Annotated in this window: 29 protein-coding genes and 1 pseudogene; 10 read left to right on the top strand and 20 right to left on the bottom strand. The window is 65.2% G+C overall.

Annotated elements, in window-relative coordinates; genetic code table 11:
• Positions 1-4 precede the first annotated feature (4 nt).
• Both ACNI3R_RS15795 and ACNI3R_RS15790 read left to right on the top strand, forming a co-directional pair.
• A complete protein-coding gene (locus tag ACNI3R_RS15795) occupies positions 5-934 on the top strand; it encodes a DUF808 domain-containing protein (RefSeq protein WP_426185038.1) in 930 nt (309 codons plus the stop codon).
• A 109-nt stretch (positions 935-1043) separates the two neighbouring features.
• Positions 1044-1454, top strand: coding sequence for a response regulator (locus ACNI3R_RS15790; protein WP_426185036.1), 411 nt, complete (start codon positions 1044-1046; stop codon positions 1452-1454).
• 290 nt (positions 1455-1744) lie between these two features.
• Here the strand turns inward: ACNI3R_RS15790 and ACNI3R_RS15785 are convergent, their stop codons facing one another.
• A complete protein-coding gene (locus ACNI3R_RS15785; protein ID WP_426185135.1) occupies positions 1745-2842 on the bottom strand; it encodes a PQQ-dependent sugar dehydrogenase in 1098 nt (365 codons plus the stop codon).
• 73 nt (positions 2843-2915) lie between these two features.
• Positions 2916-3350, bottom strand: a complete 435-nt coding sequence (locus tag ACNI3R_RS15780; protein ID WP_426185034.1) for a hypothetical protein — start codon at positions 3348-3350, stop codon at positions 2916-2918.
• A gap of 128 nt (positions 3351-3478) precedes the next feature.
• Here ACNI3R_RS15780 and ACNI3R_RS15775 point away from each other — a divergent pair.
• Positions 3479-3622: pseudogene (locus ACNI3R_RS15775) on the top strand (PEPxxWA-CTERM sorting domain-containing protein); the annotation flags it as partial.
• 61 nt (positions 3623-3683) lie between these two features.
• Here the strand turns inward: ACNI3R_RS15775 and ACNI3R_RS15770 are convergent.
• From ACNI3R_RS15770 to ACNI3R_RS15760, 3 genes are all read right to left on the bottom strand, one after another.
• Positions 3684-5507, bottom strand: coding sequence for a DUF885 domain-containing protein (locus ACNI3R_RS15770; RefSeq protein WP_426185032.1), 1824 nt, complete (start codon positions 5505-5507; stop codon positions 3684-3686).
• A gap of 81 nt (positions 5508-5588) precedes the next feature.
• Positions 5589-6371 carry a transglutaminase-like domain-containing protein gene (locus tag ACNI3R_RS15765; protein WP_426185030.1) on the bottom strand — a complete coding sequence of 261 codons (783 nt, stop codon included), beginning with the start codon at positions 6369-6371 and terminating at the stop codon, positions 5589-5591.
• Positions 6372-6432: 61 nt separating this feature from the next.
• The gene (locus ACNI3R_RS15760) at positions 6433-7080 is read right to left on the bottom strand and encodes a hypothetical protein (protein WP_426185028.1); all 648 of its coding nucleotides are present in this window, start codon (positions 7078-7080) and stop codon (positions 6433-6435) included.
• Between the two features lie 83 nt (positions 7081-7163).
• On the opposite strand from ACNI3R_RS15760, the gene ACNI3R_RS15755 reads away from it, so the two are divergent.
• The gene (locus tag ACNI3R_RS15755; protein ID WP_426185026.1) at positions 7164-7670 is read left to right on the top strand and encodes a hypothetical protein; all 507 of its coding nucleotides are present in this window, start codon (positions 7164-7166) and stop codon (positions 7668-7670) included.
• A gap of 189 nt (positions 7671-7859) precedes the next feature.
• On the opposite strand, the gene ACNI3R_RS15750 is transcribed toward ACNI3R_RS15755, so the two are convergent.
• Entirely contained in the window at positions 7860-8096 is a 237-nt protein-coding gene (locus tag ACNI3R_RS15750; protein ID WP_426185024.1) for a hypothetical protein, read from the bottom strand.
• A gap of 232 nt (positions 8097-8328) precedes the next feature.
• Here ACNI3R_RS15750 and ACNI3R_RS15745 point away from each other — a divergent pair, with 232 nt between their 5' ends.
• On the top strand, positions 8329-8592 hold the full coding sequence (locus ACNI3R_RS15745) for a hypothetical protein (protein ID WP_426185022.1): 264 nt from the start codon (positions 8329-8331) through the stop codon (positions 8590-8592).
• A gap of 18 nt (positions 8593-8610) precedes the next feature.
• Here the strand turns inward: ACNI3R_RS15745 and ACNI3R_RS15740 are convergent, their stop codons facing one another.
• The 4 genes from ACNI3R_RS15740 to purT all read right to left on the bottom strand — a co-directional run bounded on the left by ACNI3R_RS15740 (position 8611) and on the right by purT (position 11669).
• On the bottom strand, positions 8611-9405 hold the full coding sequence (locus ACNI3R_RS15740; RefSeq protein ID WP_426185020.1) for a sulfite exporter TauE/SafE family protein: 795 nt from the start codon (positions 9403-9405) through the stop codon (positions 8611-8613).
• Positions 9406-9621: 216 nt separating this feature from the next.
• The gene (locus ACNI3R_RS15735; protein ID WP_426185018.1) at positions 9622-9936 is read right to left on the bottom strand and encodes a UrcA family protein; all 315 of its coding nucleotides are present in this window, start codon (positions 9934-9936) and stop codon (positions 9622-9624) included.
• A 162-nt stretch (positions 9937-10098) separates the two neighbouring features.
• Positions 10099-10485 carry a RidA family protein gene (locus ACNI3R_RS15730; protein ID WP_426185016.1) on the bottom strand — a complete coding sequence of 129 codons (387 nt, stop codon included), beginning with the start codon at positions 10483-10485 and terminating at the stop codon, positions 10099-10101.
• Positions 10482-11669, bottom strand: a complete 1188-nt coding sequence (gene purT, locus ACNI3R_RS15725; RefSeq protein ID WP_426185133.1) for a formate-dependent phosphoribosylglycinamide formyltransferase — start codon at positions 11667-11669, stop codon at positions 10482-10484. Before purT ends, ACNI3R_RS15730 begins: the two co-directional genes overlap by 4 nt.
• Before the next feature lie 151 nt (positions 11670-11820).
• Here purT and ACNI3R_RS15720 point away from each other — a divergent pair, with 151 nt between their 5' ends.
• On the top strand, positions 11821-12990 hold the full coding sequence (locus tag ACNI3R_RS15720) for a GGDEF domain-containing protein (RefSeq protein ID WP_426185014.1): 1170 nt from the start codon (positions 11821-11823) through the stop codon (positions 12988-12990).
• Here the strand turns inward: ACNI3R_RS15720 and ACNI3R_RS15715 are convergent, their stop codons facing one another.
• The 6 genes from ACNI3R_RS15715 to ACNI3R_RS15690 all read right to left on the bottom strand — a co-directional run bounded on the left by ACNI3R_RS15715 (position 12991) and on the right by ACNI3R_RS15690 (position 16835).
• Positions 12991-13338 carry an ArsC family reductase gene (locus tag ACNI3R_RS15715; protein WP_426185012.1) on the bottom strand — a complete coding sequence of 116 codons (348 nt, stop codon included), beginning with the start codon at positions 13336-13338 and terminating at the stop codon, positions 12991-12993.
• Positions 13339-13411: 73 nt separating this feature from the next.
• Positions 13412-14713, bottom strand: a complete 1302-nt coding sequence (hslU, locus tag ACNI3R_RS15710; protein WP_426185010.1) for an ATP-dependent protease ATPase subunit HslU — start codon at positions 14711-14713, stop codon at positions 13412-13414.
• Between the two features lie 41 nt (positions 14714-14754).
• Positions 14755-15306, bottom strand: coding sequence for an ATP-dependent protease subunit HslV (hslV, locus tag ACNI3R_RS15705; protein WP_296625184.1), 552 nt, complete (start codon positions 15304-15306; stop codon positions 14755-14757).
• A 61-nt stretch (positions 15307-15367) separates the two neighbouring features.
• On the bottom strand, positions 15368-15709 hold the full coding sequence (locus ACNI3R_RS15700; RefSeq protein ID WP_426185008.1) for a DMT family protein: 342 nt from the start codon (positions 15707-15709) through the stop codon (positions 15368-15370).
• A 39-nt stretch (positions 15710-15748) separates the two neighbouring features.
• The gene (locus tag ACNI3R_RS15695; protein WP_426185006.1) at positions 15749-16012 is read right to left on the bottom strand and encodes a PEP-CTERM sorting domain-containing protein; all 264 of its coding nucleotides are present in this window, start codon (positions 16010-16012) and stop codon (positions 15749-15751) included.
• Between the two features lie 103 nt (positions 16013-16115).
• Positions 16116-16835 (bottom strand): cistern family PEP-CTERM protein, encoded by a 720-nt coding sequence (locus ACNI3R_RS15690; protein WP_426185004.1) that lies wholly within the window; start codon positions 16833-16835, stop codon positions 16116-16118.
• 326 nt (positions 16836-17161) lie between these two features.
• Here ACNI3R_RS15690 and ACNI3R_RS15685 point away from each other — a divergent pair, with 326 nt between their 5' ends.
• Genes ACNI3R_RS15685 through glcF form a run of 3 tightly spaced genes read left to right on the top strand, consistent with a single transcriptional unit; the run spans position 17162 to position 21124 of the window.
• The gene (locus ACNI3R_RS15685; protein WP_426185002.1) at positions 17162-18655 is read left to right on the top strand and encodes an FAD-linked oxidase C-terminal domain-containing protein; all 1494 of its coding nucleotides are present in this window, start codon (positions 17162-17164) and stop codon (positions 18653-18655) included.
• Positions 18655-19830, top strand: a complete 1176-nt coding sequence (locus ACNI3R_RS15680; protein ID WP_426185000.1) for an FAD-binding protein — start codon at positions 18655-18657, stop codon at positions 19828-19830. The genes ACNI3R_RS15685 and ACNI3R_RS15680 overlap by 1 nt, the downstream gene beginning before the upstream one ends.
• The gene (gene glcF / locus ACNI3R_RS15675; protein WP_426184998.1) at positions 19820-21124 is read left to right on the top strand and encodes a glycolate oxidase subunit GlcF; all 1305 of its coding nucleotides are present in this window, start codon (positions 19820-19822) and stop codon (positions 21122-21124) included. Before ACNI3R_RS15680 ends, glcF begins: the two co-directional genes overlap by 11 nt.
• Positions 21125-21132: 8 nt before the next feature.
• Here the strand turns inward: glcF and ACNI3R_RS15670 are convergent, their stop codons facing one another.
• The 4 genes from ACNI3R_RS15670 to ACNI3R_RS15655 form a co-directional block, all read right to left on the bottom strand.
• On the bottom strand, positions 21133-21999 hold the full coding sequence (locus tag ACNI3R_RS15670; protein WP_426184996.1) for an alpha/beta fold hydrolase: 867 nt from the start codon (positions 21997-21999) through the stop codon (positions 21133-21135).
• Positions 22000-22030: 31 nt separating this feature from the next.
• Entirely contained in the window at positions 22031-22891 is an 861-nt protein-coding gene (locus ACNI3R_RS15665) for a kinase (protein WP_426184994.1), read from the bottom strand.
• A gap of 18 nt (positions 22892-22909) precedes the next feature.
• Positions 22910-23308 (bottom strand): PRC-barrel domain-containing protein, encoded by a 399-nt coding sequence (locus ACNI3R_RS15660; RefSeq protein ID WP_426184992.1) that lies wholly within the window; start codon positions 23306-23308, stop codon positions 22910-22912.
• A gap of 83 nt (positions 23309-23391) precedes the next feature.
• Positions 23392-24384, bottom strand: coding sequence for a cupin-like domain-containing protein (locus ACNI3R_RS15655; protein ID WP_426184990.1), 993 nt, complete (start codon positions 24382-24384; stop codon positions 23392-23394).
• A 270-nt stretch (positions 24385-24654) separates the two neighbouring features.
• Between ACNI3R_RS15655 and ACNI3R_RS15650 the strand changes: the two genes are divergently transcribed.
• On the top strand, positions 24655-25182 hold the full coding sequence (locus ACNI3R_RS15650) for a hypothetical protein (protein WP_426184988.1): 528 nt from the start codon (positions 24655-24657) through the stop codon (positions 25180-25182).
• The last annotated feature ends 65 nt before the right edge of the window (positions 25183-25247 follow it).

Here is a 25247-nt window from a genome sequence, read left to right as displayed (position 1 = left end):
GAACATGGCCTCGGGCTTGGTTGCGCTGCTGGACGATATTGCGGGACTGACCAAACTTGCGGCGGCATCGCTCGACGATGTCGGGGCCGCCGCCGGAAAAGCCGGCACCAAGGCGGTCGGCGTGGTGGTCGACGATGCCGCCGTCACGCCGCGCTACGTCACCGGCCTCTCGCCGAGCCGCGAACTGCCGATCATCGGCAAGATCGCCCTCGGATCCCTGCGCAACAAGATGCTCTTCCTGCTGCCGGTGGCCCTCCTCCTCAGCCGTTTCGCGCCTTGGGCCGTGACGCCGCTGCTGATGCTCGGCGGTGCCTATCTCTGTTTCGAAGGCGCGGAGAAGGTGATCGAGGCCGTCATGGGGGGTCATGAGGACGAGGATCGCCTGATGACGGTCGATGCCGAAACGCTGGAGAAGCAGCAGGTCTCTGGCGCGATCCGGACCGACCTCATCCTGTCGGCCGAGATCATGGCCATCGCACTTGCCGAGGTCGCCTCGCTACCGATGACCACCATGGCCGCCGTCCTCGCTGCCGTCGGGATCGCGATCACGGTGGGCGTCTATGGCGTCGTCGCGCTGATCGTGAAGATGGACGACATCGGCCTGCACCTCGCCAAGTCGGCGAGCACGCGCACCATCGGATGCGCGCTGGTTCGCGGCATGCCGGTCGTCATGCGCGCCCTGTCGATCATCGGCACTGCAGCGATGATCTGGGTCGGCGGCGGCATCCTCGTGCATGGGATGGAAAGTTTCGGGATCACTGCGCCCGCCCACCTCATCCATCATGCTGCGGAAACGACCGGTGCCATGGCGCCCGCACTCGGCGGCGCCTTGCAATGGGTCGTCACCGCTGTGGGATCGGGAGCGATCGGTTTCGCAGTTGGCGGAATTCTGGCGGGTGTCGTCCATGCGATCAGCGGGATGCGAAAGTCCTGACAGCCGGTCCTGAAACGGGAATGCCTCCGCAGAGACCCGGAGTCGATTTCCCTGGCGTAATGATTTATCCACAGGCTTCCATCTGTTGTGGAAGAGTGTGTTGCGAACCATGCGTACCCCGCCGGCTTCCGACCGCCGACCGGTCATACTCGTCGTCGAGGACGAAGCGATCGTTCGCCTTCTTGCGGTAGAGGCGATCGAAGAGGCCGGCTATGCCGCCGTGGAGGCTGAGGATGCGGAAGAAGCCTTGCGCATGCTCGAAAGCCGCGAAATCGACGCCGTCTTCACCGATGTGAGAATGCCCGGCGCGATGGACGGGCAGCAACTCGCGGCACATGTCCGCCGGGACCACCCCGATCTTCCAATTCTGGTGACCTCGGGCCATCGGCGGGAGGAATGCGCATCGGCGACCCCCGGCGTGCTGTTTCTCCAAAAACCGTATCGGGCTGCGATACTGATCGCCACGCTAAACGCACTGCTCGCGTCTCGTGCCGCTGCAGGGTACTCCGGCCCTTCCTAGAGCGTGTTCGAACCAGATGGAATCATCTGGTGACTCCGAAAACGCGGTAAAACAATAATTTAGAGCGATCTGTCGGATGCAATCGGAACGGATTTCGCTATAGGGCAGCAGGACCTGATAGCTATGGGCAGCGGCTCTCGAGGGTCGATGATCGCGCTCGCGATCCCGCGTCGGATTTGCTATGCGAACGGTCAGGGCATAATTCCGCACATATGGGGGCGGCTTGTGCTTGAGCGTGCCCCGCCCCGCCGTCCTCCAGGGCGGGGCGTCACCTCCCCCCTTCAGATTGGTCATTTCGCGGGCGTCAGGCGTAGCAGTCTTGCGTCCTTGCCGTCTTCCAGCACATAGACCGATCCATCCTGCGCTTCCGCCACGGAGCGGATGCGCTCGCCCATCGGGTAGCGCGCGACCTCCATCGAGCTATCGGTTCCCAGGTCGATCAGCAGCAGCATCTTGCCCGACAAGGCCGTGACCAGCGCCTTGCCGCGCCAGGACGGAAACATCTTGCCGCGATAGACGATCATCGACGACGGCGAGATCGACGGGTTCCAGCTGACCCTTGGCGCCTCCAGATCGGGGCGGGTCGGGTGATCGGGTATCGGGCGCCCATCATAATGGTCGCCATTGGAAACGATCGGCCAGCCATAGTTGCGCCCCGGCAGGACCAGATTGATCTCGTCGCCACCCTTCGGGCCCATTTCCACGTCCCACAGCCGACCTTCCAGATCGAAGGCGAGGCCGAGGGGATTGCGGTGACCATAGCTCCAGACAGCCGGGTCGAAGCCCTTGCCCGCAAGCGGATTGCCGGCTGCGGCACGCCCGTTCCGGTCGAGCCTCAATATCTTGCCGAGCACGCCCGTCGGGTCCTGCGCAGGCGTGAACTTCTGCCGTTCGCCGAGCGACAGGAAGAGCTGCCCGTCAGGACCGAAGGCGATGCGCCCGGCATAATGCCCGCCGCTCAGCTGCGGATGGGCCTTGTACAGGATCTTCGGCTCCGTCAGCCGGCTCCCCACAAGGCGCGCGCGCATCAATTCGATGCCGTTCGGCGACCCTGCCGACGAGTAGCTGATATAGATCAGGCCATTGCGGGCGAAGTCGGGATCGACGGCGACCTCGCCCAGCGCACCCTGGCCGTCCGAATTGACGGCAGGCACTCCCGAGACCTCGGCGCGCTCGCGCCCTCCGTTCGAGAGCAGCAGCAGCCGGCCCGTCTTCTCCGTCACCAGCATGCGGCCATCGGGCAGAAAGGCGATCGCCCAGGGGCGATCGAACCGTGCGACCTCCTTCGCGACGAAGGACTTGGTCGAGAAGGGACGTTCGCCGGTGATCGGGGCCTGCGCCGCACCGGCCGGCACGGCCATGCTTGCCACGGAGAGGCCGGCGGCCATGAACAAGGTCTTCACATATGCCTCCTGTTTTCGGTCTCAACCCGCGATCGCGCCGCAAGTTGCCGATGCCGGCCTACCGCCGTGCTTCTCCGGGCTTCAGCGCCGGCGACTTGCCCGTCTGCTCGGCCGGCGGGACATTGGTGATGGTCGCGGCATATGCGGCGAACAGGACGAGCAGCCAGGTTTCCACGCCGCGCCAGTGACCACTAAACAAGCTTGCCCCCACGTCGAGCATCAGCAGTACCAGCGCTAGCATACGGAACCAGCGCGCGCTGAAAGCCGAAGTGAGAGCAAGGAACGACGCCGGGAACATCATAAGGACGCTAATTACCCCGGCGATGATCTGCGCCGTCAACGTCGTTGCGATGCGAAGCTGGTCCAGCGCGGTGGCAAACCAGAACAACTGCGACACCGCATATTGGGACTGCCGGGTCATCTGGCACAGCTTGATGATCGGCGGGACGAAGAGGGTCTTGCCGATCCAGACGTCGAGATCGATCACGGTCATAAGGCGCCTATAGCAGGACTTTGCGATGGCGCCACCCGGCCGCGCCGGGCATCCATAGCCCGACTGGCCCTTGTGCTGCCGAGTTCTCCGCTGTGTATGCGATGGCGCATCTCGGGGTGTAGTTGCTTATGGTCAGAAGCGGAGTTCTGTCGCGTGCGGCCTTTCTCGGAGCCGCGTCGGCACAGGCCGCCATCGTAGTCAGCACTGCGCCCGAGCCTGGTACCTGGGCGATGTTCCTGACGGGCTTCGGCCTCGTCGGCGCCTTCCTGCGGCAGCGTTGCGACCTGACAGGACGAGGAGGCCGCCGACGCGGCCCCCTTGCTCCTTTTCGGTTCAGCCTGCTGCGGCTTCGCTGCGCCGTTCGACGAGCTTCTCCATCACGGTCAGCGGCATGGCGCCACTTTTCAACACATCATGAAACTGGCGGATGTCGAACTTGCCGCCCAGCCGCGCCTCGGCCTGCTTACGGGCACGCACCCAGGCCATATGCCCGACCTTGTACGAGCAGGCCTGCCCCGGCTGCGTGCAATAGCGTTCCACCTCGCGCTGCGAACGGGGCGCGGCAAAGCCGGTCGTCTCCACCATATAGGCCGTCGCCTTGTCGCGGTCCCAGCGCTTCACATGGATGCCGGTGTCGACCACCAGCCGGGCTGCACGGAACAGGAAAGACTGCAGATAGCCGGCCCGTTCGAGCGGATCGGCATAGCCGCCAAGCTCGTCGGCCAACTGCTCGGCATAAAGCGCCCAGCCCTCGCTGTAGGCGCCGAAGAAGCTGATCTTGCGCAGCGTCGGAATGTCCTTCGATTCCTGCGCCAGGCTGATCTGCAGATGGTGGCCGGGGACGCCCTCATGATAGGTCAGCGCGGGCAGGCTGTATTTCGGCCAGTCGCCGACATCCTTCAGGTTGATGAAGTAGATGGCGGGCCGGGAGCCGTCGAGCGTCGCCCGCTTGTAATAGCCGTTGGACGCGCCGTCCTGGATCTCGACCGGCACCGCCCGGATTTCGAGCGCCGCCGTCGGCACATGCGAGAAATAGCGGCCGAGCTTCGCATACATGCCCTTCACGCCTTCGTTGAGCGAAGCGATCAGTGCCGCACGCCCGGCCGCGTCATTGGCGTAAAGCTGCCGAGGATCCTTGTTCAGCATCGTCAGCCGCTCGCCGACGCCGCCCTTGGTGAAGCCCTGCGACTTGAGGATCGCGTCGAGTTCGGCGCTGATCTCCGCCACCTGCTCCAGCCCCATGCGGTGGACCTCGTCGGGCGTGAAGCTCGTCGTCGTCGCCTGGGCGAGCGCCGCCGCGTAGATCGCGTCGCCGTCCGGCAGCCTCCACACGCCCGCTCCGGGGCGCGTCGTCCGGCGCAGTTCGGTCATCAGCGCAATCTGCCGGTCCAGTGCCGGATAGACGCTCTGCTCCACCAGGCGCGCCGCCGCCGGACCGAAATCGCCGCCGATGCCCTTCTCCGCCGCCCGACGCTTCAGCGACAGCACGAGCGGGCTTTGATCGGCAGGGACGTCGCGCAACTTGCGAAGTTGCCCCAGGGTCAGGTCCACCGAGAAGTCGGGCGCCGTGAAGCCGCGCTCGGAACGCGCCCGCTGTACTGCGCTGTCGGTATCGAGGACCGGACCGAAGGCCTCCAGCCGGGCAAGATAGGCGTCGCAATCGGCTCGGTCCGCAATCACATGGGCGTCGTTGAGAAAATCGGGGACGCTGAAATAGGCGCCGCCCTGCTGGAAGATGCGATAGGGGCGAATCACGCTGTCGATGCCGAAACGCTCGGGTGCCACCGCGGAATTGCGCAGCGAATAGAGAACGATCTCACGGTTCAGCGCCGCCGCCTCGGACAGCTTGTCCACCGGAAAGGCTTCGAGCTGCGCCAGACGCCGCTTGGTCCGCACAAGATCTCGCCGCATCTCCTCGTCGCTATTGTCGTCGAGCCGGCTCTTCGCCGCCGCGCGCGGGCCTTTGTCGAAACCCAGCCCGGTGCAGAACTCGGGCGACGCATCGAGCGCTTCGGCGAAAATCTCGTCGAACAGCGCGTTCAGCCTGGCATCATCCGGTCCGGCCGGCGCATCCGTGGCTGCCGAGACCGCCCATGAGTGGAGCCCGGCCACCAGAGCGGCCACGCCTGCCGATGCGATGAACGAGCGACGATCCATGAAAAATCCTCTCCAGAACAAGGTACTGACAATGTTGTAGAGAGCGCTTTCGCACTTTGCCAGCCACCGGCCGCAGCCCGCTCAGCCGTCGATCCGGACCACCGAAACGCTTTGCTCCACCATCTCGGCGCTGCCGAAAGCCGTCATGAACGCGATGTCGGTCGCGTCACGCCCAACGGCGATGCGCGCCAGCCCGTCGAGCGGCGCAAGGCCAGTGGGATCCACCAGATACCATTCCCCCGCCAGCCAGACTTCGACCACGGCATGGAAATCCGGTGGATCGAGGTCCAGCGCATAAGCGGACACCAGGCGGGCCGGAACGCCGGCGGCGCGCGCGAAGGCCGTAAGCAGATGGGCGAAATCGCGACAGACACCCTGGCGCGAGACGAAGCTGTCCACTGCGGTGGTGGTGCCGTCGCTCGAACCGATCCGGTAATCCAGATTGCCGCGCACCCATTCGGTCATCGCGACGATCTTGGCGCCATGCGGGTCGCCGGAAAAGCGGCGCTCGACAAAGGCCTCGAGCCGATCGGATTCGCAGTAGCGGCTTGGCCAGAGATAGGGGATTACGCCCGGCGGCAGCTCCCGCCGGGGCGTGATCGGCAGCGCCTCGATCGGCGAATTGCGCCGGAGCAGCTCGACCTGCGCGGTATAGCGCGCCTCGAACTCGGCTTCGGCCCGCATCCATGTGCGCCGACCGATGCCCTCCTCGCCCGCAATCGGACGAAGCTCGCCGCTGCCGGAAACAGTCAGCAGATCCTCGATCAGCCGCTGGTCCTCGAGTTGGGCGACCTCGACGCTCAGCAGGACGTCGGTCGGTTGCGCGAAACGGTAATGAAGATGGGAATCGATCCGGACGCGCATGCGTTCTCCAGGCTGGAATTACAGTATCAGGACACCGGGCGGACCGCAAAGTTCCGGACCATCAGCAGATCGCTTCCAGCCCGATGACTGCCGCCAGGATCCTTCGGCGATCCTCCTCGCTCGCCGCCCCTCGGCCACACCCCGCCGCGAGCAGCCGATCGAGCCAGAGCGGACCATATTCGAAATGATGGTCGATGCAGAGACTCTCGACGGCCTTGCGCACGTCCCGCCCGCACGCGTCCAGACTCGCGAGCCGACGATTGAGCGCGGTCTCCAGCTGCGCCGAACGGTCGGTCTCGGCTTCAACCGGCCGGCCGACCGCTCCTCGCCCGACCAGTTCGCGATATAATCCCCCGCTGGGCGCCAGTGCGGCATAATGCACCCAATAGAGTTTGAAGAGCGACCGACCGGCATCGCGCAGCGCCTCGGCTGGGCGATTTCGATGGTCGAGCAACCCGCCCAGATAGGCGCGACCGATCGCATCGACCGCCTGCCCATGGTCGCGCCCGCCGCGCAGGGATGCGGCCGCCTCCTCCGCCTGGCCCCTGCGCCATAGCCGCGCAGCCACCGGATCGAGGACTCCCGCACGGTCCGCGCGATGCAGGCGAAGCTCGGCCGTTCCTCTGTCGATACCCGGCTGCGCGCTCGCCTTGAGCCGCCCACCCGCCGTACGTGCACCCGCCAGCCTCTTACGCCCCGGCCTTCCCATCCCGCATCTCCCAGCTAGACAAAAAACTTGCACTCATCGGTTCAAAAATTACTGATCGCGTCCTCCAGCCTGCGAGAATCGACATGCTCCGCCCCCACGAACGCCTCCGCTCGCTGCGAGCCCGCTCGGGCCTGTCGATGCGCGCCTTCGCGGCGACGCTCGGATCCCCGCTCGACAAGCGCTACGCCTATTATGAGGAGAAGCGGTTCACCGGCCCGCTGCCGATCGACGCCGCCCGCCGGATCGCTGCAGTTCTCCTGCCTTTCGGCGTCGACAGTGCGGAGATTTTCGCACTGGCCGGTCTCTCGCCGGACCAGAGCGAAGCAGAGGCCACGATCGAGCCCGACGTTCAGCAGATCCTTCTGCCGGTAGCGCTGCCTAATGCGGCAGCACTGACCCGCATGTTCGAGACCCTGCTCGAGGACCATGTGCCGATGGAAGGCCGCGCCGGGCTCGCGCGAATGCTTGCCTTGCGGCTGCCAGGCGCGCTGCAGCGCGCAGCCTCTTCCACGCCAGTTCGGGCCCGGCTCCCGCGCGGCGGAGATGCTGCACCTCCCGCCAGGCATCGTCCGCCTCACCCGCCCGAATAGCGCAACCGATCTCGCAGGAGGGACAACCAAGGCTGCAGGCCGGGGACGATCGAAACACGCCTTGCTTCATCGACTCGCTCCTCACATGTTCTTTTTTTGTTCTATTTTCGCGGCGCGAGATTGTCTAGGATTTTTCCTATCTGCCGGACAAAAAAATGCCCGGACGGGCCGGGCACTGGTTCGAAGGGATCAGAAGCCGCGCGGGACTTCGCGCAGCGAGCGATAGGGGGCACTGCTCGCTGCATAGACAGCCTGTGCTTCCGCGACCATCAGTGGATCGTGCGCCGGCTGCGGGCGGAACACTGGCGCGATCAGCCAGTTGGGCGGCGTCGGCCGGGCAGCGACGGATGGCGCGACGTCATTGGAGAACGCGCCGGAGATCAGAAGCTCCGCCTGCGCCATCATATCGCCCGTCATCATGTTCATTGCGACTCACCATCCCGATCGATGTCCTGACGACCTGATGCTCCTGTCGGTCGCTCAAGAAAATAGGACTCAGCCATATGTTACAATTGTTGACAGCTTCCTAATTTCTGCCCGGCGTTCCGCCATTGCGGCTGTCCGCAGGAAGATCGGCGCCGATCGCAAGAATCAAGATTCTGATTGATTTTTGTACAATATTATTGTACATCCTTATCGGTCTTGCGGAGATTTCGACTTGCTTGAGCCCAGACTGACTCAATCGAGGACGGAGGTTGCCCGCATCGACTCCCTGATCCGGGCGCTGGACGATCTGCGCCATTGGACCGAGGCTGTGGAAAAGCGCCGTCCGTTCCGCGACGTTCGGCAGCAGCGTCTGGCGGTCAGCGATGCGCGCCTACGGGACGAGGCGTGGGGCCACAGCCTGCTCGCGGCGCATGATCTGTTCCAGATCGACGGGCTTCACGCGGCCTGGAGCGATATGGCGGGCGGAAGCGCTTGAGCGACGCCTGCGGACGGCTCAGGAGGTGATGAGCTTCAACCCTGTGATGAACAGGATCACCGCCAGCGCCCGCTGGACGAATGTCTCGTTCAACCACATCGTCAGACGCGCGCCGATGACGATCCCCGGAATCGATCCGATCAGCAGCATCGCGAGCAGGTGCAGGTCGACCGCTCCGGCGATCATGTAGCCGAGCCCGGCGACCAGCGTCAGCGGCACGGCATGCATGATATCGGTGCCCACCAGCTTTCGCGCGGTCAGCCGGAGCGGATAGAGCATGAGCAGCATCGTCGCCCCCAGCGCCCCGGCGCCGACAGACGTCAGCGTCACCAGCGTACCGAGCACCGCGCCCCCCAGCACCGTCAGTACCGGCTGCCAGCGCACGAACCGCTTGGCGCGCGCTTCGTCGTCGACATCGATCATCGCGGTGACGAGCTGACGCCGGAACAGTGTGGCGACCGAGGTGGCGATCAGCATTCCGCCGAGCATGGTCACGACCATCCCATGCTTTACCTGATGGGCGCCCGACGCGAACAGGAACAGCAAAGTCAGGACCGCAGCGGGTATGCTGCCCAGCGCCAGCCAGCCGACGATCTTGACGTCCGCGCTCTCCTGACGGTGGTGGACGATCGAACCGGCGGTCTTCGTTACCGCTGCGAACCAGAGGTCGGTGCCGACCGCCGTCGTTGGGGCGACGCCGAACAACATGATCAGGATGGGGGACATCAGCGAGCCGCCCCCCACGCCGGTTATCCCGACGATGATACCGACGAGCAATCCGGCCAGAGCATTCAACCAGTCGATATTGATCATGATGCCCCGGCTCTGTTCACGTCCCCCTATCGCCGGACGTCAGAGCACGGACAAGAAAGCCTTTCTTGCTCGACTGCAAGCGATCACGCGGCATCCTCGCGCGCCCACGCAACCGCTCGCGACAGAGAACCGCTCCCACCGGAAACGGCAAAAGGCCGCCAGGATGGGCTGGAGCCTCCTGGCGGCCTTCGTCGGCCATGCCGGTTCGCCGAAGGATCAGCGGGCGGCGAGCTTGATGTCGGCAGCCGGCGCAGCCTGAGCCAGGCGTGCCTTGGCGCCGACGATCGCCTTCTGACGGCAGGCGGCGACTTCGATGCTGGTGCGGACGTCGGGGCGACCGCAGACATTTTCGGCGGCGCGGCGGATCCGCGCGTCGAGCTGCGAAGCGCCGGCCACGCTGGCGAGGTCGAGGTCGCCATAAGCGACAGCGACACGGACGGGTTCGGCGCGGAGCGGGGTGGCCGCAGCGATGGTAAGGAAGGTGGCGACGATCGCGAAAGTGCCGGCGACGGTGTTGTTCAGCTTGGTCATTTTCAGGTCCCTTTTACTAAGCGTTGTGGATGCCACATGCTCAGCAGGAACCGTGCCAAGTCGAACACTGCAGAAAAATCAGCGATTTTCCTGTCAGAGCAGCAATGTCTCCCGCCACATATTGGGGAAAATTACCATCCTGCGGTCAATATCGCGATTTCGTCACGACCAACGCCGTAACGCCGTCACCTCGATCTCGATTTTCATCTCCGGGCGGATCAACCCGACGATCAGCGCAGTCGCTGCGGGCCGGATCTCTCCGAAGCGCTCGCCCAGCACCGGGGCGACCTCCTCCCACCACGCGGCGTCGGTCAGATAATAGGTCGCGCGGACCACATCGGCGAGCGCGAAGCCCGCTTCCGATAAGGTTCGCTCGATGAGGTCCAAGGCATTGCGGGTCTGATCGGCCACCGCGTCTGGCATGATCCGCGTGACCGGATCATAGCCCGTGGTGCCCGCAACGAACGCCCAGTCGCCGTCGACGATCGCCCTGCTATAGCCGGCCTGGCTTTCAAAGGGAGAGCCCGAGGATATCCGGGTGCGCGTCATTCCTTGCCGTCGGCATAGACGATGCGGACCTTGGCCGCAGCCGCGCGCGCGGCGGCTCTTGCCGCGTCGCTCGTCCCATCGCGCGCCAGCGCCAGAGCGACGCCCATACGCCGGTTCGGGCGGGTTACGGGCTTGCTGAACAGCCGGATATCGGTCTCCACCCCGTCCATGGGCGCCAGTGCGCCTTCCAGCCCCTCGAAGTGGAAATCCTCGGCATTACGGTCCGCGAGAATGACTGCGGACGCTGCGGCGCCATTCAGGTGGATGTGCGGGATCGGCAGGCCCAGGATCGCGCGGGCGTGCAGGTCGAATTCGGTCAGGTTCTGCGAAATCAGCGTTACCATGCCGGTGTCGTGCGGCCGTGGCGACAGTTCGGAGAAGATCACCTTCTCGCCGGCCACGAAGAACTCGACCCCGAACAGTCCATAGCCGCCCAGATTGTCGACCACCTTGCGCGCCATGTCCTGCGCGGCGGCCAAGGCCTTCTTGGACATCGGCGTCGGCTGCCAGCTCTCCTGATAGTCGCCACGCTCCTGCCGATGTCCGATCGGCTCGCAGAAGAGCACGCCCTGCCGGGTGCGGATCGTCAGCAGGGTGATCTCATAGTCGAAGGCGATGAACGCCTCGACGATCACGCGCTGCCGGTCGCCGCGCATCCCGTCGACAGCATAGTCCCAGGCCGCATCGATCGCGCCCTCGGCAGTGACGATGCTCTGCCCCTTGCCCGATGAGGACATGACCGGCTTCACCACGCAGGGTATGCCGATCTTGGCAACCGCCGCGCGCATCTCCTCGCGGCTTTCGGCGTAGAGAAAGCGGGACGTGACCAGCCCAAGCTCCTGCGCAGCCACGTCACGAATGCGGTCGCGGTTCATCGTCAGTTGCGTGGCACGGGCCGACGGCACAACCGAAAATCCGCGATCCTCATAGTCCTTCAGCACCTCGGTGCGGATCGCCTCGACCTCGGGCACGATATGGTCCGGGCGGTGCTTCTCGATGACGGCGGCCAGGGCCTCCCCATCGAGCATCGAAAAGACTTCCGACGCGTCGGCCAGCTGCATGGCGGGCGCGTCTGCATAGGAATCGCAAGCGATGACATAGGCGCCCAGTCGCTTGGCCGCGATCACGAACTCCCGGCCCAGTTCGCCGGAGCCGAGCAGCAATATCTTCGCGATCGGGGTCATCATGGTCTCCTTGCTGCCGCCGATAGAGCGTCCCGGCCGCCAGATAAAGCGCCTGCGGCATATCCCTAGGGGAATTTACATAAGTTCATTTTGTATCGGCAGCCCGATCCGCTACTCATTGTTCCAAACCGCTAAGGGGGCGAGGCGGCAAGTGTCTGTAGACCTGTTCATTTTTGCCGTGCTTCTGCTCATCAACGCGTTGATGACGATCGCGATGCTGCTAGCGTCGCGCACGCTGGGTCAGCCGCGGATGGCCAAGATGCTGGCCGCCGCCTTCGGCTGCAACGTCCTGCTCTATATCGCCGATCCGATTTATTACTTCTATTTTCGCGGCAATCCGTGGGTCAATCTTCTGGTCAGCATCTTTGCGACGACGACCCCGGTTCTCGCCGCCATGGCCTATCGCATGCGATCCGGCCTGCCCCACAAGACCGGCTATTTCCTGACGAGTCAGGCGATAGCACTGCTGACGATCTTCATCGTCAGCAGTGGCTATCCCGACCGCGGCGTGTCCGGAGCGATCGTCCCCTTCTATGCGGCGGCCGTGCTGCTGTTCGGCGTGACGAGCGCCCTGCTCCGCCCCGGACGCCAGCTGCTGCTGGGCGAACGACCGATCATCTTCACCTGTATCGGCATGGCGGCGGTGGAAACCGCAGGCGGGCTGACGCTGGCCCTGATCCCGCCGCAGGGGTCGGAACTGCTCGACAAGACCTATACGATCATCGTCTTCCTCGGTCTGCCCGCAATGACCGTCGCCGCGGGGATTTTCTCGCTCTATCTGATGGGCGGCGACCTTGCCGAACGGCTGCGCCTAGCCGCAGATACCGACTCGCTGACCGGCGCGCCGAACCGTCGGGCGATCGAAGCGTCGGGAACGCGCCTGATGCAGGAGGCCAATGCCTTCGGCCGCCCGCTCACCGTCGCCATCTGCGACGTCGATCATTTCAAGGACATCAACGACCTGTACGGCCACAGCCATGGCGACGCGGTGCTCTGCCAGATCACGGCGCTGTTCCGCGAGACACTGGTCGAGCCGGAGCAATATGGGCGCTTCGGCGGGGAGGAGTTCGTTCTCTTCTTTCCAGGCGCGGACACAGACCGAGCCCGGGAGAAGGTCGAGGATCTGCGGCTTCGCATTGCCCGCCTGCGCATCGGCGACCTGCCGCTGCGCCTCACCGCCAGCTTCGGCATCGCCCCGATGAGCGCCTCGGACCAGATATTGAGCGACGTGATCAAGCGCGCCGATCGCGCGCTCTATGCGTCCAAGGAAGCGGGCCGTAACCGCACGACCGTCGACCGTCAGGTGGCCGCCGCCTTCTGATCAGCCGAACCTGGCCGCATAGAGATCGGGCTTGAAACCGACGAGCAACTGACCGCCCACGTCCAGCACCGGCCGCTTGATCATCGACGGCTGCGCTTCCATCAGCCCGATCGCCTTGGCCTCGTCGATGTCGGCGCGATCCGCATCGGGCAGCTTGCGGAAGGTGGTGCCGGCGCGGTTGAGCAGCACCTCCCAGCCCAGTTCGCCGCACCAGCGCACCAGGGTATCGCGGTCGACGCCCGCCGCCTTATAGTCGTGAAAGCGATAGTCGATCCCGCGCTCCTCCAGCCAGGTCCGCGCCTTCTTGATGGTGTCGCAATTCTTGATGCCGTACATGGTCACCGTCATCGTCTTCCCCTCTTGCGGCCGGGCGCCCCCTGCCCGGCCGGCGGCCGGTTGGCAGGGGGCACGGGCACCTTACTCACAGAACATATTTGGAAAGATCGGTGTCGCGGGCGACCGCGCTCAGCTGGCCGTCGACATAGGCGCGATCGATCGTGATCGTCGTTCCTTTACGGTCCTCGGCGTCGAAGCTGATCTCCTCAAGCAGCTTCTCCATCACCGTCGACAGGCGCCGCGCACCGATATTCTCGATCTGCCCGTTGACCTCGGCCGCGACCTTCGCGATCGCAGCGATGCCGTCGTCGGTGAAACCGATCTCGACACCCTCGGTACCGATCAGCGCGCGATATTGTTCGGTCAGACTCGCGCGCGTGTCCGATAATATTCGCACGAAATCCTGTTCGGTCAGCGCCTTCAGTTCGACCCGGATCGGCAGGCGGCCCTGCAATTCGGGCAGCAGGTCCGACGGCTTGGCGACATGGAAGGCGCCCGACGCGATGAACAATATATGGTCGGTCTTGAGCGGACCATATTTGGTCGAAACGGTCGTTCCCTCGATCAGCGGCAGCAGATCACGCTGCACGCCTTCGCGGCTGACCGAACCGCCGCGCACGTCGGACACCGCGATCTTGTCGATCTCGTCGAGGAAAACGATGCCATTCTGCTCGGCATCCTGAAGCGCGGACCGGCTGACCTCGTCCTGATCGAGCCGCTTGTCCGCCTCTTCGTCGACCAGCTTCGACCACGCGGCGCGGACCGTCATCTTGCGGCGCTTGGTGCGCCCCTGGCCCATGGCCTTGCCCATCATGTCGCTGAGGTTGATCATGCCGACCTGACCGTTCATGCCGGGCAGTTCGAACGGCATGCCGCCCGAATCCTCGACCTCGATCTCGATTTCCTTGTCGTCGAGCTGATGATCCTGGAAGCGCTGACGGAAGGCCAGCCGCGTCGCCTCGCTCGCATCCTTGCCGACCAGCGCATCGAGCAGGCGAGCCAGAGCCGCCTCCTCGGCCTTGTCCTTGACCGCGCTGCGGCGGCGCTCCTTTTCGAGGCGGACGGCTTCCTCGACCAGATCGCGGGCGATCTGCTCGACGTCGCGGCCGACATAGCCGACCTCGGTGAATTTGGTCGCCTCGACCTTGACGAAGGGCGCGTCGGCGAGCTTCGCCAGGCGGCGGCTGATCTCGGTCTTGCCGCAGCCGGTCGGGCCGATCATCAGGATGTTCTTCGGCGTGACCTCGTCGCGCAATGTGTCGGGCAGACGCTGCCGGCGCCAGCGATTGCGCAGGGCAACGGCGACGGCGCGCTTGGCATCGGCCTGGCCGACGATATGCGCGTCGAGCGCGGCGACGATCGCCTTGGGAGTCAGTTGGTCGTTCATAAATCCTGCTTTCGCTTGGGCTTGTCGGGAGCGGGAACCGCTCAGGCGGCGCTGTCGAGCGCCTCGACCGTCAGGCTGTCATTGGTGAAGACACAGAGTTCGGCCGCGATCGCCATCGCCTTGCGGCACAATGTCTCGGCATCAGGCTCATAGTCGACCAGCGCGCGCGCGGCCGACAAAGCGAAATTGCCGCCTGATCCGATCGCGGCCACCCCGCCGACCGGCTCGAGCACGTCGCCATTGCCCGTCAGGATCAGCGTCACGTCCTTGTCGGCGACGATCATCATCGCTTCGAGGTTGCGCAGATATTTGTCGGTCCGCCAATCCTTGGCGAGTTCGACCGCCGCGCGCAGCAACTGCCCGCTATACTGCTCCAGCTTGCGCTCGAGCCGGTCGAACAGGGTGAAGGCGTCGGCGGTTGCGCCGGCAAAGCCGCCGATTACCGATCCGTCGCCCAGCTTGCGGACCTTGCGGGCGTTCGGCTTCATCACCGTGTTGCCCATCGAAACCTGGCCGTCGCCGATCACGACGACCTTGCCATTCTTGCGCACCGACAAGATCGTGGTGCCATGCCATTTGGGAAGTTCGCTCATATCCGTCCTGATGCTTTGCGGAGAGCGATATGGGAACGGCGCGGCGGTTGCGCAATCGCGCTCAGCTCTTGCCGACGAACATGAAGCAGGCGGCTCCCACCATGCAGGCAAAGGCACCGAGATGGCGCCAGCCGAGATGCTCGCCCAGCACGAAGACGGCAAACAGCGCGAACACGACCAGGGTCACGATTTCCTGGGTGATCTTGAGCTGACCGGCGCTCCAGCCATGGAGATAGCCGATCCGGTTCGCGGGCACGGCAAAACAATATTCGACGAGGGCGATGCCCCAGGACGCCAGGATGACGATCCACAGCCGCGCATCCGCGAATTTAAGGTGCCCGTACCAGGCGATCGTCATGAAGATGTTGGAACAGACGAGGAGAATGAGGGGTGCGAGCGTCATGCGACGCTCCATAGGACTCCCGCCATCGGGAGAAAATGATCAAACCAGCTGGCGGCGATCCAAAGCCCGGTTGCGGCGCCTGAGCGTGCTCCCGATCAGACCAATGCCGCCGAGCAGCATCATCCAGGTCTCGGGTTCGGATGCGGCCAATCCCATATTGGCTTCGGCAACCCATTTCAGACTGCCGCTGGCGATAGCGTAAAGCGCTTCGCCGCCAAGGGACGAGGGAACGCCAGCCGCCACAGGGACGGCCATCAGTATCACCGTGACCGCCATCACTGCCACTCTGCGAAAATCGCGCATGCTGCCCCCCGCCGGATCGGCTCGACGGGAGCAGTCCTAACTGATCCGCGCGCCCATCGTTACGGTAATCGGGGGTAACCGACCATGGTTTACGATTGTTTACTTAGCGACCAGCCGCATCGAGACGAAGGCCTGACAAGCCGGACCTGTTGCGGCGCATGACGCCGCCAATCAGCAGGAAGCCGGAGATCAGCATCATCCAGGTCGCCGGCTCGGGCGCCACGATCGGATTGCCTCCGCCGCTGGAGCTGATGACCGAGCCGATGCCCACGCCGGAGCTTGAGCCATTGATCTTGGGGTTGATCGATTGGAATCGAGTCACGAAGCTGTCGAGTGATACCGAGGCCATCACTTGCGAAAAGGTCAGCGCGAACGAGCCCGTACCTGTCTGATTGGCCGTCAGGCCTGCCGACCCCCCTGCGCAATTGCCGTTGCTATCGGCCTCGAAGCAGACATCGACCGTTCCCACACCGCTTGGGAAATTATTGTTCAGATTGGCACTGGCATAGGTGCCAGTCGAGAATGCCCCGCTGACGTTGGGATCTACATCGAAGCCGAACGAGGTCAGCCTCGACGTTACGGAAGAGTCGTTGGTGATCGAATAGTTGAAATTATAGGTAAGCCCGCTGTTGCTCAGTCCCGTAAAGGTAAACGTGCTGAGACCGCCGACCAGCGCCGTGCTTCCGCCCCCTACGAGGCCCGTATAATCTGTCGTGAACGAATAGCCGACGTTGGAACTGTTGATGAGAACCGCCGCTGGAGAGGGACCGGCGATCACCAGCGCCGCAGCAACTGCAACGATCGATCCGAACAGATTACGCATGACGCTTACACCCAGCTAAGCCGTCGAGCCCCCTCGACCGCTATGCCCGCCCAGTATCATGTTACGGCGGCGGATGCCATTTTCACGATTGCCGGATTCCCGCAACGGCCAAACGTCGTGGAATCTCGTCCGGCTCACTCGGTCATGGCAGGATTTCCGCCATTTTTTGCCAATCAACGCAAGGGCTTCGCGGCGATCAGCAAGAGGCACGACCAATTCCAGCCCGCCAAAGCAGCAGCTTGGCACTGTCCGGATCCGGGGATATCGCGAATCGGACGTCGACGGGTGCGCTTCTGCGTTCCGGCAGCGACGGCAGGGGAGAGCGGATGTCTTTGAAAATGCCGGAGCCCGACAGCCGGACGCTGCAGCAACGCGGCACCATCGTCGCCGCCCTGCGCGCGATCGTCCCCGGCGAAGGGGTGATCGACGATCCCGCCGAACTCCGTCCCTATGAGAGCGATGGGCTGACCGCCTATCGCCAGCCCCCGTTAGCCGTCGTGCTGCCCAAAACCGTCGACCAGCTCTGCCGGGTCTTGCGCTACTGCCATGCCGAAAATGTCAAAGTCGTCCCCAGGGGTGCCGGCACGTCGCTTTCGGGCGGTGCGCTCCCGCTGGCCGACGCCGTGCTGGTCGGCATGGCCCGCTTCAACCGCATCCTCGACGTCGACTATGTCGACCGGATCGCCGTCGTCCAGCCGGGTGTCACCAATCTGGCGATCACCCGGGCGGTCGAAGAGCGCGGATTCTATTATGCGCCAGACCCGTCCAGCCAGATCGCCTGCACCATCGGCGGCAACGTCGCCGAGAATTCGGGCGGGGTCCACTGCCTCAAATATGGCCTGACAACGAACAATGTCCTCGGTGTCGAACTGGTGACGATGGAGGGTGAGGTGCTCCGGCTCGGCGGCCGCCATCTCGACCCCGCCGGGCTCGATCTCCTCGGCGTCGTGGTCGGCTCCGAAGGCCTGCTCGGCATCGTCACCGAAGTCACCGTCCGGATCCTGCCGCGTCCGCAGACCGCGCAGGCGCTGCTGATCGGCTTCCCGTCGGTCGCCAGCGCCGGTCAATGCGTCGCCGACATCATCGCCGCCGGCATCATCCCGGCCGGCATGGAGATGATGGACCGGCCCGCCATCCACGCCGCCGAGGCCTTCGTCAACGTCGGTTATCCGCTCGATGCCGAGGCGCTGTTGATCGTCGAACTCGACGGCCCGGAAGCCGAATGCGGCCATCTGGCCGAGGAGGTAGCGAAGATCGCCGCCGGCCATGACGCCTCGTCGATCCGGGCGTCACGCGACGAGGCCGAACGGCTGGCCTTCTGGGCGGGACGCAAGGCCGCCTTTCCAGCGGTCGGCCGGCTGGCCCCCGATTATTATTGCATGGACGGCACCATTCCCCGCCGACGTCTCCCCGAGGTGCTCGAGCGGATGGCCGCTTTGTCCGAGCGCTATGGCCTCGGCGTCGCCAATGTCTTCCACGCGGGCGACGGCAACCTCCACCCGCTGATCCTCTACGACGCCAATGAGCAAGGGCAGCTCGAACGCGCCGAGGCCTTCGGCAACGATATCCTCCGCCTCTGCGTAGAGATGGGCGGCGTTCTCACGGGCGAACATGGCGTCGGCGTCGAGAAGCGCGACCTGATGCCCGAGATGTTCAGCGAGGTCGATCTCGCCCACCAGCAGCGGGTGAAGTGCGCCTTCGATCCCGCCCTGCTGCTCAATCCGGGCAAGATGTTCCCGACGCTTCACCGTTGCGCCGAACTCGGCCGGATGCATGTCCATCGCGGCGCCCTGCCCCATCCCGATCTGCCGCGCTTCTGATGCCCCTCACCCACCGTCCCACCGATGAAGACCAGCTGGCGGCGCTGTTCGTCGACGCCGCCGCGCATCATCGCACGCTCGAACTGCGCGCCGGAGGCACCCGCCGCGTCATGGGCGCGCCGCGCGAGGCGGACATCGTCGACCTCACGGCGTTCACCGGCATCGTCGACTATGACCCGCCTGAACTCGTCCTGACCGTCAGGCCCGCGACACCCCTCGCCGAGATCGAGACGCTGCTCACCGATCATGGGCAGATGCTCGCTTTCGAGCCGTTCGACCCGTCACCGCTGTTCGGCGAGCCTGCCGGCTGTGGCACCATCGGCGGCGCGGTGCTTTCGGGAACGGCAGGCAGCGGCCGCCTCACCGCCGGCGCGCCGCGCGATCATCTGCTCGGCCTTACCGCCATTTCGGGGCGCAGCGAACGCTTCGTGGCGGGCGGGAAGGTGGTCAAGAATGTCACCGGCTATGACCTGCCCAAGCTGATCGCCGGCAGCTGGGGCCGGCTTGCCGCCGTCACCGAGATGACGCTGAAGGTCCTGCCCCGCCCGCGCATGGTCCGCACGCTCGCGATCGAAGGGCTTTCGCCGGCCGCCGCCCATCGGGCGATGGCCTGCGCGCTGGGCGGCCCGTGCGACGTATCGGCGGCGGCACATCTGCCCGTCGATGGCGACCGGCCCTCGCTGACGCTTCTGCGCGTGCAGGGCTTCGCTCCCTCGGTCGAAGCGCGGTGCCTCGCCTTGCCGGACCTGTTGCGCGACCACGGAAAGCCGCGCCCCCTGTCCGACGCTGAGCAGGCCGACTGCTGGAACGCCGTCCGCATCGCCGCACCGCTTAGCGATACGCCGATCCTCTGGCGGGTCAGCCTTCCCGCGCACCAGTCCCCCGCCCTCATCGAGCGGCTGGGCGCCGGCACAGGCCGCTGGCTGATGGACTGGGCCGGCGGCCTGCTCTGGCTGGCCAGCGACGCCCCCGCCGAGCATATCCGGTCCATGACGGCGGAGCTCGGCGGTCAGGCGACGCTGATCCGGGCGCCTGCCGAGCTGCGCACGCGCACTCCCTTCGAACATCCCCGCCCGTCCGGCGTCATGGCGCTCGAACGCCGCGTGCGCCGCGCCTTCGACCCCGCCGACATCTTCGAAAGCGGGCGCTTTCTGGATCACGACGATGAGGACTGACTTCACCCCCGAACAGCTCGCCGATCCCGCGACGGCGGTCGCCGAAGCCGTGATCCGCAAATGCGTCCATTGCGGCTTCTGCACCGCGACCTGCCCGACCTATGTGCTGCTCGGCGACGAACTCGATAGCCCGCGCGGCCGCATCTACCTGATCCAGAACATGCTGGAAACGGAGGCCGAGCCGACGCCGCAGGTGGTCAAGCATATCGACCGCTGCCTGTCCTGCCTGTCCTGCATGACGACCTGCCCCTCGGGCGTGAACTACATGCACCTGGTCGACCATGCGCGCGTCTATATCGAACGCCGCTATCGCCGCCCGCTGGCGGAGCGGGCGATCCGGGCGCTGCTCGCTGCGGTGCTGCCCTATCCGCGCCGATTCCGCCTCGCTCTGGGACTGGCACGCCTCGTCCGACCGCTGGCCCCCTTGTTCAGGCGAACGTCGCAAACCCGGCCGCTGGCCGCCATGCTCGAACTGGCGCCCCGCAACAGGCCGACACCGATGCAATCGGAAGCGGCTCCTGAAAATCCCATCGGCCGCGTCGCCCTGCTGCAAGGCTGCGCCGAGCCCGTTCTCCGTCCGCAAATCCGTGCCGCGACACTACGCCTGCTCGCGCGCCTCGGCTATCGGGTAGCGCCTGCGCCGGGCGAAGTCTGCTGCGGCGCGCTCGTCCACCATATGGGCAAGGAAGAGGCAGCACTGGAGGCCGCGCGGCGCAATGTCGACGCCTGGTCGCGCCTGATCGAGGCGGACGGGCTCGATGCCATCCTGATCACGGCGTCGGGCTGCGGCACGACGATCAAGGACTATGGCTTCATGCTGCGGGAGGATCCCGCCTACGCCGATCGGGCCGCGCGGGTTTCCGCCCTTGCCCGCGATATCAGTGAGTTTCTGGCTCCCCTCGACCTGCCCGCGCCTCAGCGGTCGGGCGTTACCGTCGCCTATCATGGCGCCTGCTCGCTCCAGCATGGCCAGAAGCTGCCCGACGTCCCCCGCAAGCTGCTCGCGGCTGCGGGCTATCGGGTGGTGATGCCGGCCGAGGCCCATCTCTGCTGCGGATCTGCGGGAACCTACAACATCCTCCAGCCCGACCTGGCCGGCCGCCTCGGCGACCGCAAGGTCGCCAATCTCGACCGGCTTGAGGCCGATCTGGTCGCGACCGGCAATATCGGCTGCGCGGTCCAGATCGGGATGCGCAGCGCCCGCCCGGTCGTCCATGCGGTTCAGCTGATCGACTGGGCGACGGGAGGACCGAAGCCGGACGAACTGGCCGATCTACCGGTCGGCGAGGGCTGAGACTTCGTTCAACGCGTCTCGACCGGCATGATCCGGTCGAGGAAGGCGATCAGCCCCGCGCTGAAACTGTCGTTGCGATCGCCCGCGATCATGTGGCCGGCCCCGGCCACGTCGTAGACCTCGGTCTGCGGCACCAGCCGCTGCATCTCGGCCACGCCCTCCTCATCGACGATGTCGCTCTTGCCGCCGCGCACGAGAAGAACCGGCAGGGTGACCTTTCCGGCCACAGAGCGCAGCGCCTCGGCGAAGCGCGGCGGTTCGGGGCGTGCGGTCGGCCTCAGCATCTTGGGATCCCAATGCCAGTAGAGGCGGCCATCCGGGCCCTCGCGCAGATTCTTGCGCAGTCCGCTGATATCCTTGGGGCGCGGCCGTTCGGGATAATAGGCCGACACCGCATCGGCGGCTTCCTCGACCGAGCCGAAACCATCGAGGTGCGCGTTCATGAAAGCCGCGATGCGCTGCGCGCCTTCCGCCGCAGGACGCAACGTGATGTCGACCATGACGAGCGCGTCGGCGATCGGCTCCGGGCTGCTGCCGACCGCGTAGAAGGCGGTCATCCCACCCATCGACGCGCCCACCAGGGCCACGGGCCGTCCCACCCCGCGCAGCACCGCCCGCAGATCGTTCGCCAGGTCGGTGACATGATAGGCGGCTTTCGGGGACCAACCACTGTCGCCATGGCCGCGCGCGTCATAGTTCACGACATGATAGCCACGCGCGATCAGCTGCTCCATCGTACCCGACCAGCTGTGCCGGGTCTGGCCCCCGCCGTGCAGCATGACGACCGTCGGCGCCCCCTCGGGTCCGCCGACCTCCCCCGCAAGGATGAGTCCGTCATCGCTTTTCACGCGCAGGGGCTTTGTCGTCTCGGTCATGATGCCGACCTTTCACGCAAGGCCCGCCAAATCAATGTGATAATCGAAGCCGCATCCCTCTTTGGCGATCGAGCTCGATAGTCAGGTCGGCGCGCCCGGGCATATCGGCCAGCATATGCTCGGTAATGCGCTGATAATATTGGACGAAGCGGTCGATCCCGGCATCGTCCATCGTCCCATCGGTAGAGTCGCCGGCCTCGGAAAGTCGGCGTCGCAGCGCCTCTTCCTGCTCCCGTCGCCACCCGGCCACCACGTCGAAGGACGGCGCAGCCAGAAATATCTGCCAGTCGATGCGCGCGAACAGGCCTGCATAGTCCTTGGCAAGCCGCTGGTTTACCCAGCGACGCCAGCGCCCGTCCGCATCCTGCTTGCGCTCGAATATGTTGACGGGCCGGTCGAGGGCAGCATCGTCCTGCGGCACGGCGCCCACGCACCAGCCTTCGAACAGCAGGATGTCGAGCTGCCCCTCGACCTGATTCCACTGCTCGGCCGGCAGCCGATCGTCCCTCTCCTTGGCGAAGCGCGGCAGGCTGACGCTTCCCGGCCGACCGCACGCATCGATCACCGCGTGGCCGAGCGCCACGTCATGCGTGCCGGGGACGCCGCGCACCGCGAGCAGCGGATGAACGTCTAGCGCCAGCCGCTCGCGCTCGACGCGCTGCAGGTAAAGATCGTCTATCGACAGCTTCGCGACGCGCAGCCCGCGCGACAGAAGTGCCGCCTCGATCTCGTGCGCCAGGGTGGATTTGCCGCTGCCCTGCGATCCGGCGATCCCGACCACGAAGGGCAGCCGCTTTCGCTCGTCCTTCGCCGCGCAGAGCGCATCGACGATATATCCGGTCCCGATCTCCGTCATCCGGTCGCCATAGCGCGCCAGGCTGTAGCCCGCCACGCGCTTGGCAAACCGGGCTCAGATATAAGGCAACGGGCCATAGGGGCCGTAATATTCGAAGATGCGCTGGTCATATTGGGTGACGCTGGCGCCCCCCAGATCGACCAGTTCCTCACGGCTGTAATTGGGCGCGCCTTCCAGCACCGACCGGTCGAGCGACACGACATAGCCGTCCTGCGCCGGATCATAGTCGAGCAGCGACCAGGGAATGGGATGGAATTTCTCGCCGATCCCCAGGAAACCGCCAAAGGACATGATCGCATAAGCGATGCGCCCGGTCTTTCGTTCGATCGACAGATCGTCGACATGGCCGATCCGCTCGCCGTCGCGATCGAACACCGGGGTGCCGTTGACGCGGCTGCCCAGGATCAGGCTGTGCCCGGCTTCGCCGTGAGGCTCGTCAAAGGTCTCGTTCATCGTCTCTCTCCCACCTGGGCAAAAGGGCCCGGACCCTTTTGGTCAACGGCATCCGGCTTGGATCGTTCCGCCCGCAGGAGAAGCTACTCCACCCGATAGCTGCGATAGGAAGAGTAGAAATCATTGTCCCAGCGGAACGCGGTGAACGACATGCCGATATGCGGGTCGAGACCCTCCACATGGTGCCACCAGCCGATCGGCAGGAACAGGGCATCGCCGGGCGCGAGTTCGCATTCGAGCACCGCCGGCTTGTCGCCTTCCGCCGGCCCAGGAGGCAGGTCCTCGGTACTCCACCGGCTGAAGCAGTGGACGTCGTTGCGCATCTTCGGTGTGTCATGGGGAGCGACGAGACGCACCCGCTTGCGACCCACCAGCGTGAGCAGCAGATTGTTGGTCAGGTCATGATGCCATGGGGTCACCGTCCCGCGCGGGCCGATCCAGACGAAGCCGGCACGCGCTCCGCCGGGCGCGAGCAGGTCAGGCATCTCGCCGACCTCGTCGAACAGCGGCGCGAAGGCGCTCCGGTTCTCATCGGCATTGTTGGCCGTCACATAGAAGTCGTTGCTCGGCTCGGGATCGCGCAGGCGCCTGTCGATCTCTTCATAGGGTCGGGTGGTCGCGTGCCGTTCGACATTGCGCTCATAATCCTGCGCTGACGAGCGATTCCACTGCACCCGCACCTGCCGCCCTGCCAGCCGCTTCGCGAGATGGTCGAGCGACCAGAGACGACGCGCCGGCCAGTGGTCGGTCAGACCGCGCAAAACCGCCGGGCGGTTCGCGACATAATGATCGCGATGGAATGCCTTGAGCGCATCGGCCGACAGAACCGGCAGCGTCAGCTGGTCGGGGTCGCCCGACCCCAACCGCGCCTGATTCTCCATGACCCAGCGCCACTTTCCGAGGCGCCAGCGCAACTGCCTGGCACCCCGAAAATAGGGGCTCTTCACGGCGCGCGAGACCTCGGCCTCGGCGATCGCGAGCGGATGGCCCAGAGACGAGATGCGGCGCGCCACCGCATCGGGCGCCATGCCGTCGAGCAGCAGGGCTGCGATCTCCTCGCGAAGCTCGTCGTTCATCGCCGGCCGCGCAGGCCCGCCCTTCTTCCCTGACGCCATAGTCCGCCGCGACCTTCCTTCCGAAGAACCCGGCCTTCGTCCGCTATTGTTACAGCAGCATTTCAGTTGCGCGCCATTTGCCCCGCAAGAGAATCGGACATATGGTTAAGACTGTTGTTCAGGGGGCGTAGTGTGATTGCGATGCTTATGTGCGGCGGGAGCATGCTCCTCGCCCTTGCTATAATGATATCTTCCTTTCATTTCGGACGACCGGGCCGGCCGATCGCGGCGATGTCGGCGCTGATCGCGCTGATCATCCTCGCGCTGGCATTCCGGATCATCGAATTCGTCGAAGCCAGCAACGCCGTTCGCGACGACAGCCGCCAACTTGCGGCAACCGCGCGCTCGGTCGAGACAGACCTTCGCCGTCTCGCGCTGGCAGAAGGCGTACCGGCGGCAGGCAATTCGCAGCAACTGCTCATCCAGCTTATCGCGCGCCGCGCGGAACGCGAACTGGCAGCCCAGAATGCCGTAGCGGGGTCCGAGGCGTCTCCCTCCGGCGATGTCCTTCGGCCGTCTCAGCTATCGAGGGCGGACGTGCTGGAGCGCCTCGGCCGCATCTATCTCGCCAAGTCGACCGGCACCGATATCGACGGTGCGGCAGCGCCCGCAGCCTGGGTGAACGAGCAGCTCGAAAGCTATGGCTTCGACTGGCGGGTCAAGGAGGGCGGCAGCGGCAAATATCAGGTGATCGCCGCGCCGGCGCCCGCCGAGACGCTGATCGCACCCAGCGGCCTTCAGTCCCGCGCCGGCCTCTGAAGGGGCTTGCGCTGGCCGTTCAGCAATGGCTAATTTCTGTCTGTCATCATGACGTTACCGGATGA

The organism is Rhizorhabdus antheiae, from assembly GCF_049889055.1.
Lineage (GTDB): Bacteria > Pseudomonadota > Alphaproteobacteria > Sphingomonadales > Sphingomonadaceae > Rhizorhabdus.
This window is presented reverse-complemented; position numbering and strand designations above follow the sequence as displayed.

What these genes read in the sequence shown, in the direction of transcription:
- ACNI3R_RS15730 (WP_426185016.1), bottom strand. Translation starts at nt 10,485, where the DNA reads ATGACGCGCACCCGGATATCCTCGGGCTCTCCCTTTGAAAGCCAGGCC.
- ACNI3R_RS15755 (WP_426185026.1), top strand. Translation starts at nt 7,164, where the DNA reads ATGCTCCGCCCCCACGAACGCCTCCGCTCGCTGCGAGCCCGCTCGGGC.
- ACNI3R_RS15660 (WP_426184992.1), bottom strand. Translation starts at nt 23,308, where the DNA reads ATGAACGAGACCTTTGACGAGCCTCACGGCGAAGCCGGGCACAGCCTG.
- ACNI3R_RS15735 (WP_426185018.1), bottom strand. Translation starts at nt 9,936, where the DNA reads ATGACCAAGCTGAACAACACCGTCGCCGGCACTTTCGCGATCGTCGCC.
- ACNI3R_RS15690 (WP_426185004.1), bottom strand. Translation starts at nt 16,835, where the DNA reads ATGCGTAATCTGTTCGGATCGATCGTTGCAGTTGCTGCGGCGCTGGTG.
- ACNI3R_RS15795 (WP_426185038.1), top strand. Translation starts at nt 5, where the DNA reads ATGGCCTCGGGCTTGGTTGCGCTGCTGGACGATATTGCGGGACTGACC.
- ACNI3R_RS15740 (WP_426185020.1), bottom strand. Translation starts at nt 9,405, where the DNA reads ATGATCAATATCGACTGGTTGAATGCTCTGGCCGGATTGCTCGTCGGT.
- ACNI3R_RS15785 (WP_426185135.1), bottom strand. Translation starts at nt 2,842, where the DNA reads ATGGCCGCCGGCCTCTCCGTGGCAAGCATGGCCGTGCCGGCCGGTGCG.
- ACNI3R_RS15765 (WP_426185030.1), bottom strand. Translation starts at nt 6,371, where the DNA reads ATGCGCGTCCGGATCGATTCCCATCTTCATTACCGTTTCGCGCAACCG.
- hslV (WP_296625184.1), bottom strand. Translation starts at nt 15,306, where the DNA reads ATGAGCGAACTTCCCAAATGGCATGGCACCACGATCTTGTCGGTGCGC.
- ACNI3R_RS15780 (WP_426185034.1), bottom strand. Translation starts at nt 3,350, where the DNA reads ATGACCGTGATCGATCTCGACGTCTGGATCGGCAAGACCCTCTTCGTC.
- ACNI3R_RS15700 (WP_426185008.1), bottom strand. Translation starts at nt 15,709, where the DNA reads ATGACGCTCGCACCCCTCATTCTCCTCGTCTGTTCCAACATCTTCATG.
- ACNI3R_RS15670 (WP_426184996.1), bottom strand. Translation starts at nt 21,999, where the DNA reads ATGACCGAGACGACAAAGCCCCTGCGCGTGAAAAGCGATGACGGACTC.
- ACNI3R_RS15650 (WP_426184988.1), top strand. Translation starts at nt 24,655, where the DNA reads ATGTCGGCGCTGATCGCGCTGATCATCCTCGCGCTGGCATTCCGGATC.
- ACNI3R_RS15695 (WP_426185006.1), bottom strand. Translation starts at nt 16,012, where the DNA reads ATGCGCGATTTTCGCAGAGTGGCAGTGATGGCGGTCACGGTGATACTG.
- ACNI3R_RS15655 (WP_426184990.1), bottom strand. Translation starts at nt 24,384, where the DNA reads ATGAACGACGAGCTTCGCGAGGAGATCGCAGCCCTGCTGCTCGACGGC.
- glcF (WP_426184998.1), top strand. Translation starts at nt 19,820, where the DNA reads ATGAGGACTGACTTCACCCCCGAACAGCTCGCCGATCCCGCGACGGCG.
- purT (WP_426185133.1), bottom strand. Translation starts at nt 11,669, where the DNA reads ATGACCCCGATCGCGAAGATATTGCTGCTCGGCTCCGGCGAACTGGGC.
- ACNI3R_RS15680 (WP_426185000.1), top strand. Translation starts at nt 18,655, where the DNA reads ATGCCCCTCACCCACCGTCCCACCGATGAAGACCAGCTGGCGGCGCTG.
- ACNI3R_RS15750 (WP_426185024.1), bottom strand. Translation starts at nt 8,096, where the DNA reads ATGAACATGATGACGGGCGATATGATGGCGCAGGCGGAGCTTCTGATC.
- ACNI3R_RS15790 (WP_426185036.1), top strand. Translation starts at nt 1,044, where the DNA reads ATGCGTACCCCGCCGGCTTCCGACCGCCGACCGGTCATACTCGTCGTC.
- ACNI3R_RS15770 (WP_426185032.1), bottom strand. Translation starts at nt 5,507, where the DNA reads ATGGATCGTCGCTCGTTCATCGCATCGGCAGGCGTGGCCGCTCTGGTG.
- ACNI3R_RS15760 (WP_426185028.1), bottom strand. Translation starts at nt 7,080, where the DNA reads ATGGGAAGGCCGGGGCGTAAGAGGCTGGCGGGTGCACGTACGGCGGGT.
- ACNI3R_RS15685 (WP_426185002.1), top strand. Translation starts at nt 17,162, where the DNA reads ATGTCTTTGAAAATGCCGGAGCCCGACAGCCGGACGCTGCAGCAACGC.
- ACNI3R_RS15715 (WP_426185012.1), bottom strand. Translation starts at nt 13,338, where the DNA reads ATGACGGTGACCATGTACGGCATCAAGAATTGCGACACCATCAAGAAG.
- hslU (WP_426185010.1), bottom strand. Translation starts at nt 14,713, where the DNA reads ATGAACGACCAACTGACTCCCAAGGCGATCGTCGCCGCGCTCGACGCG.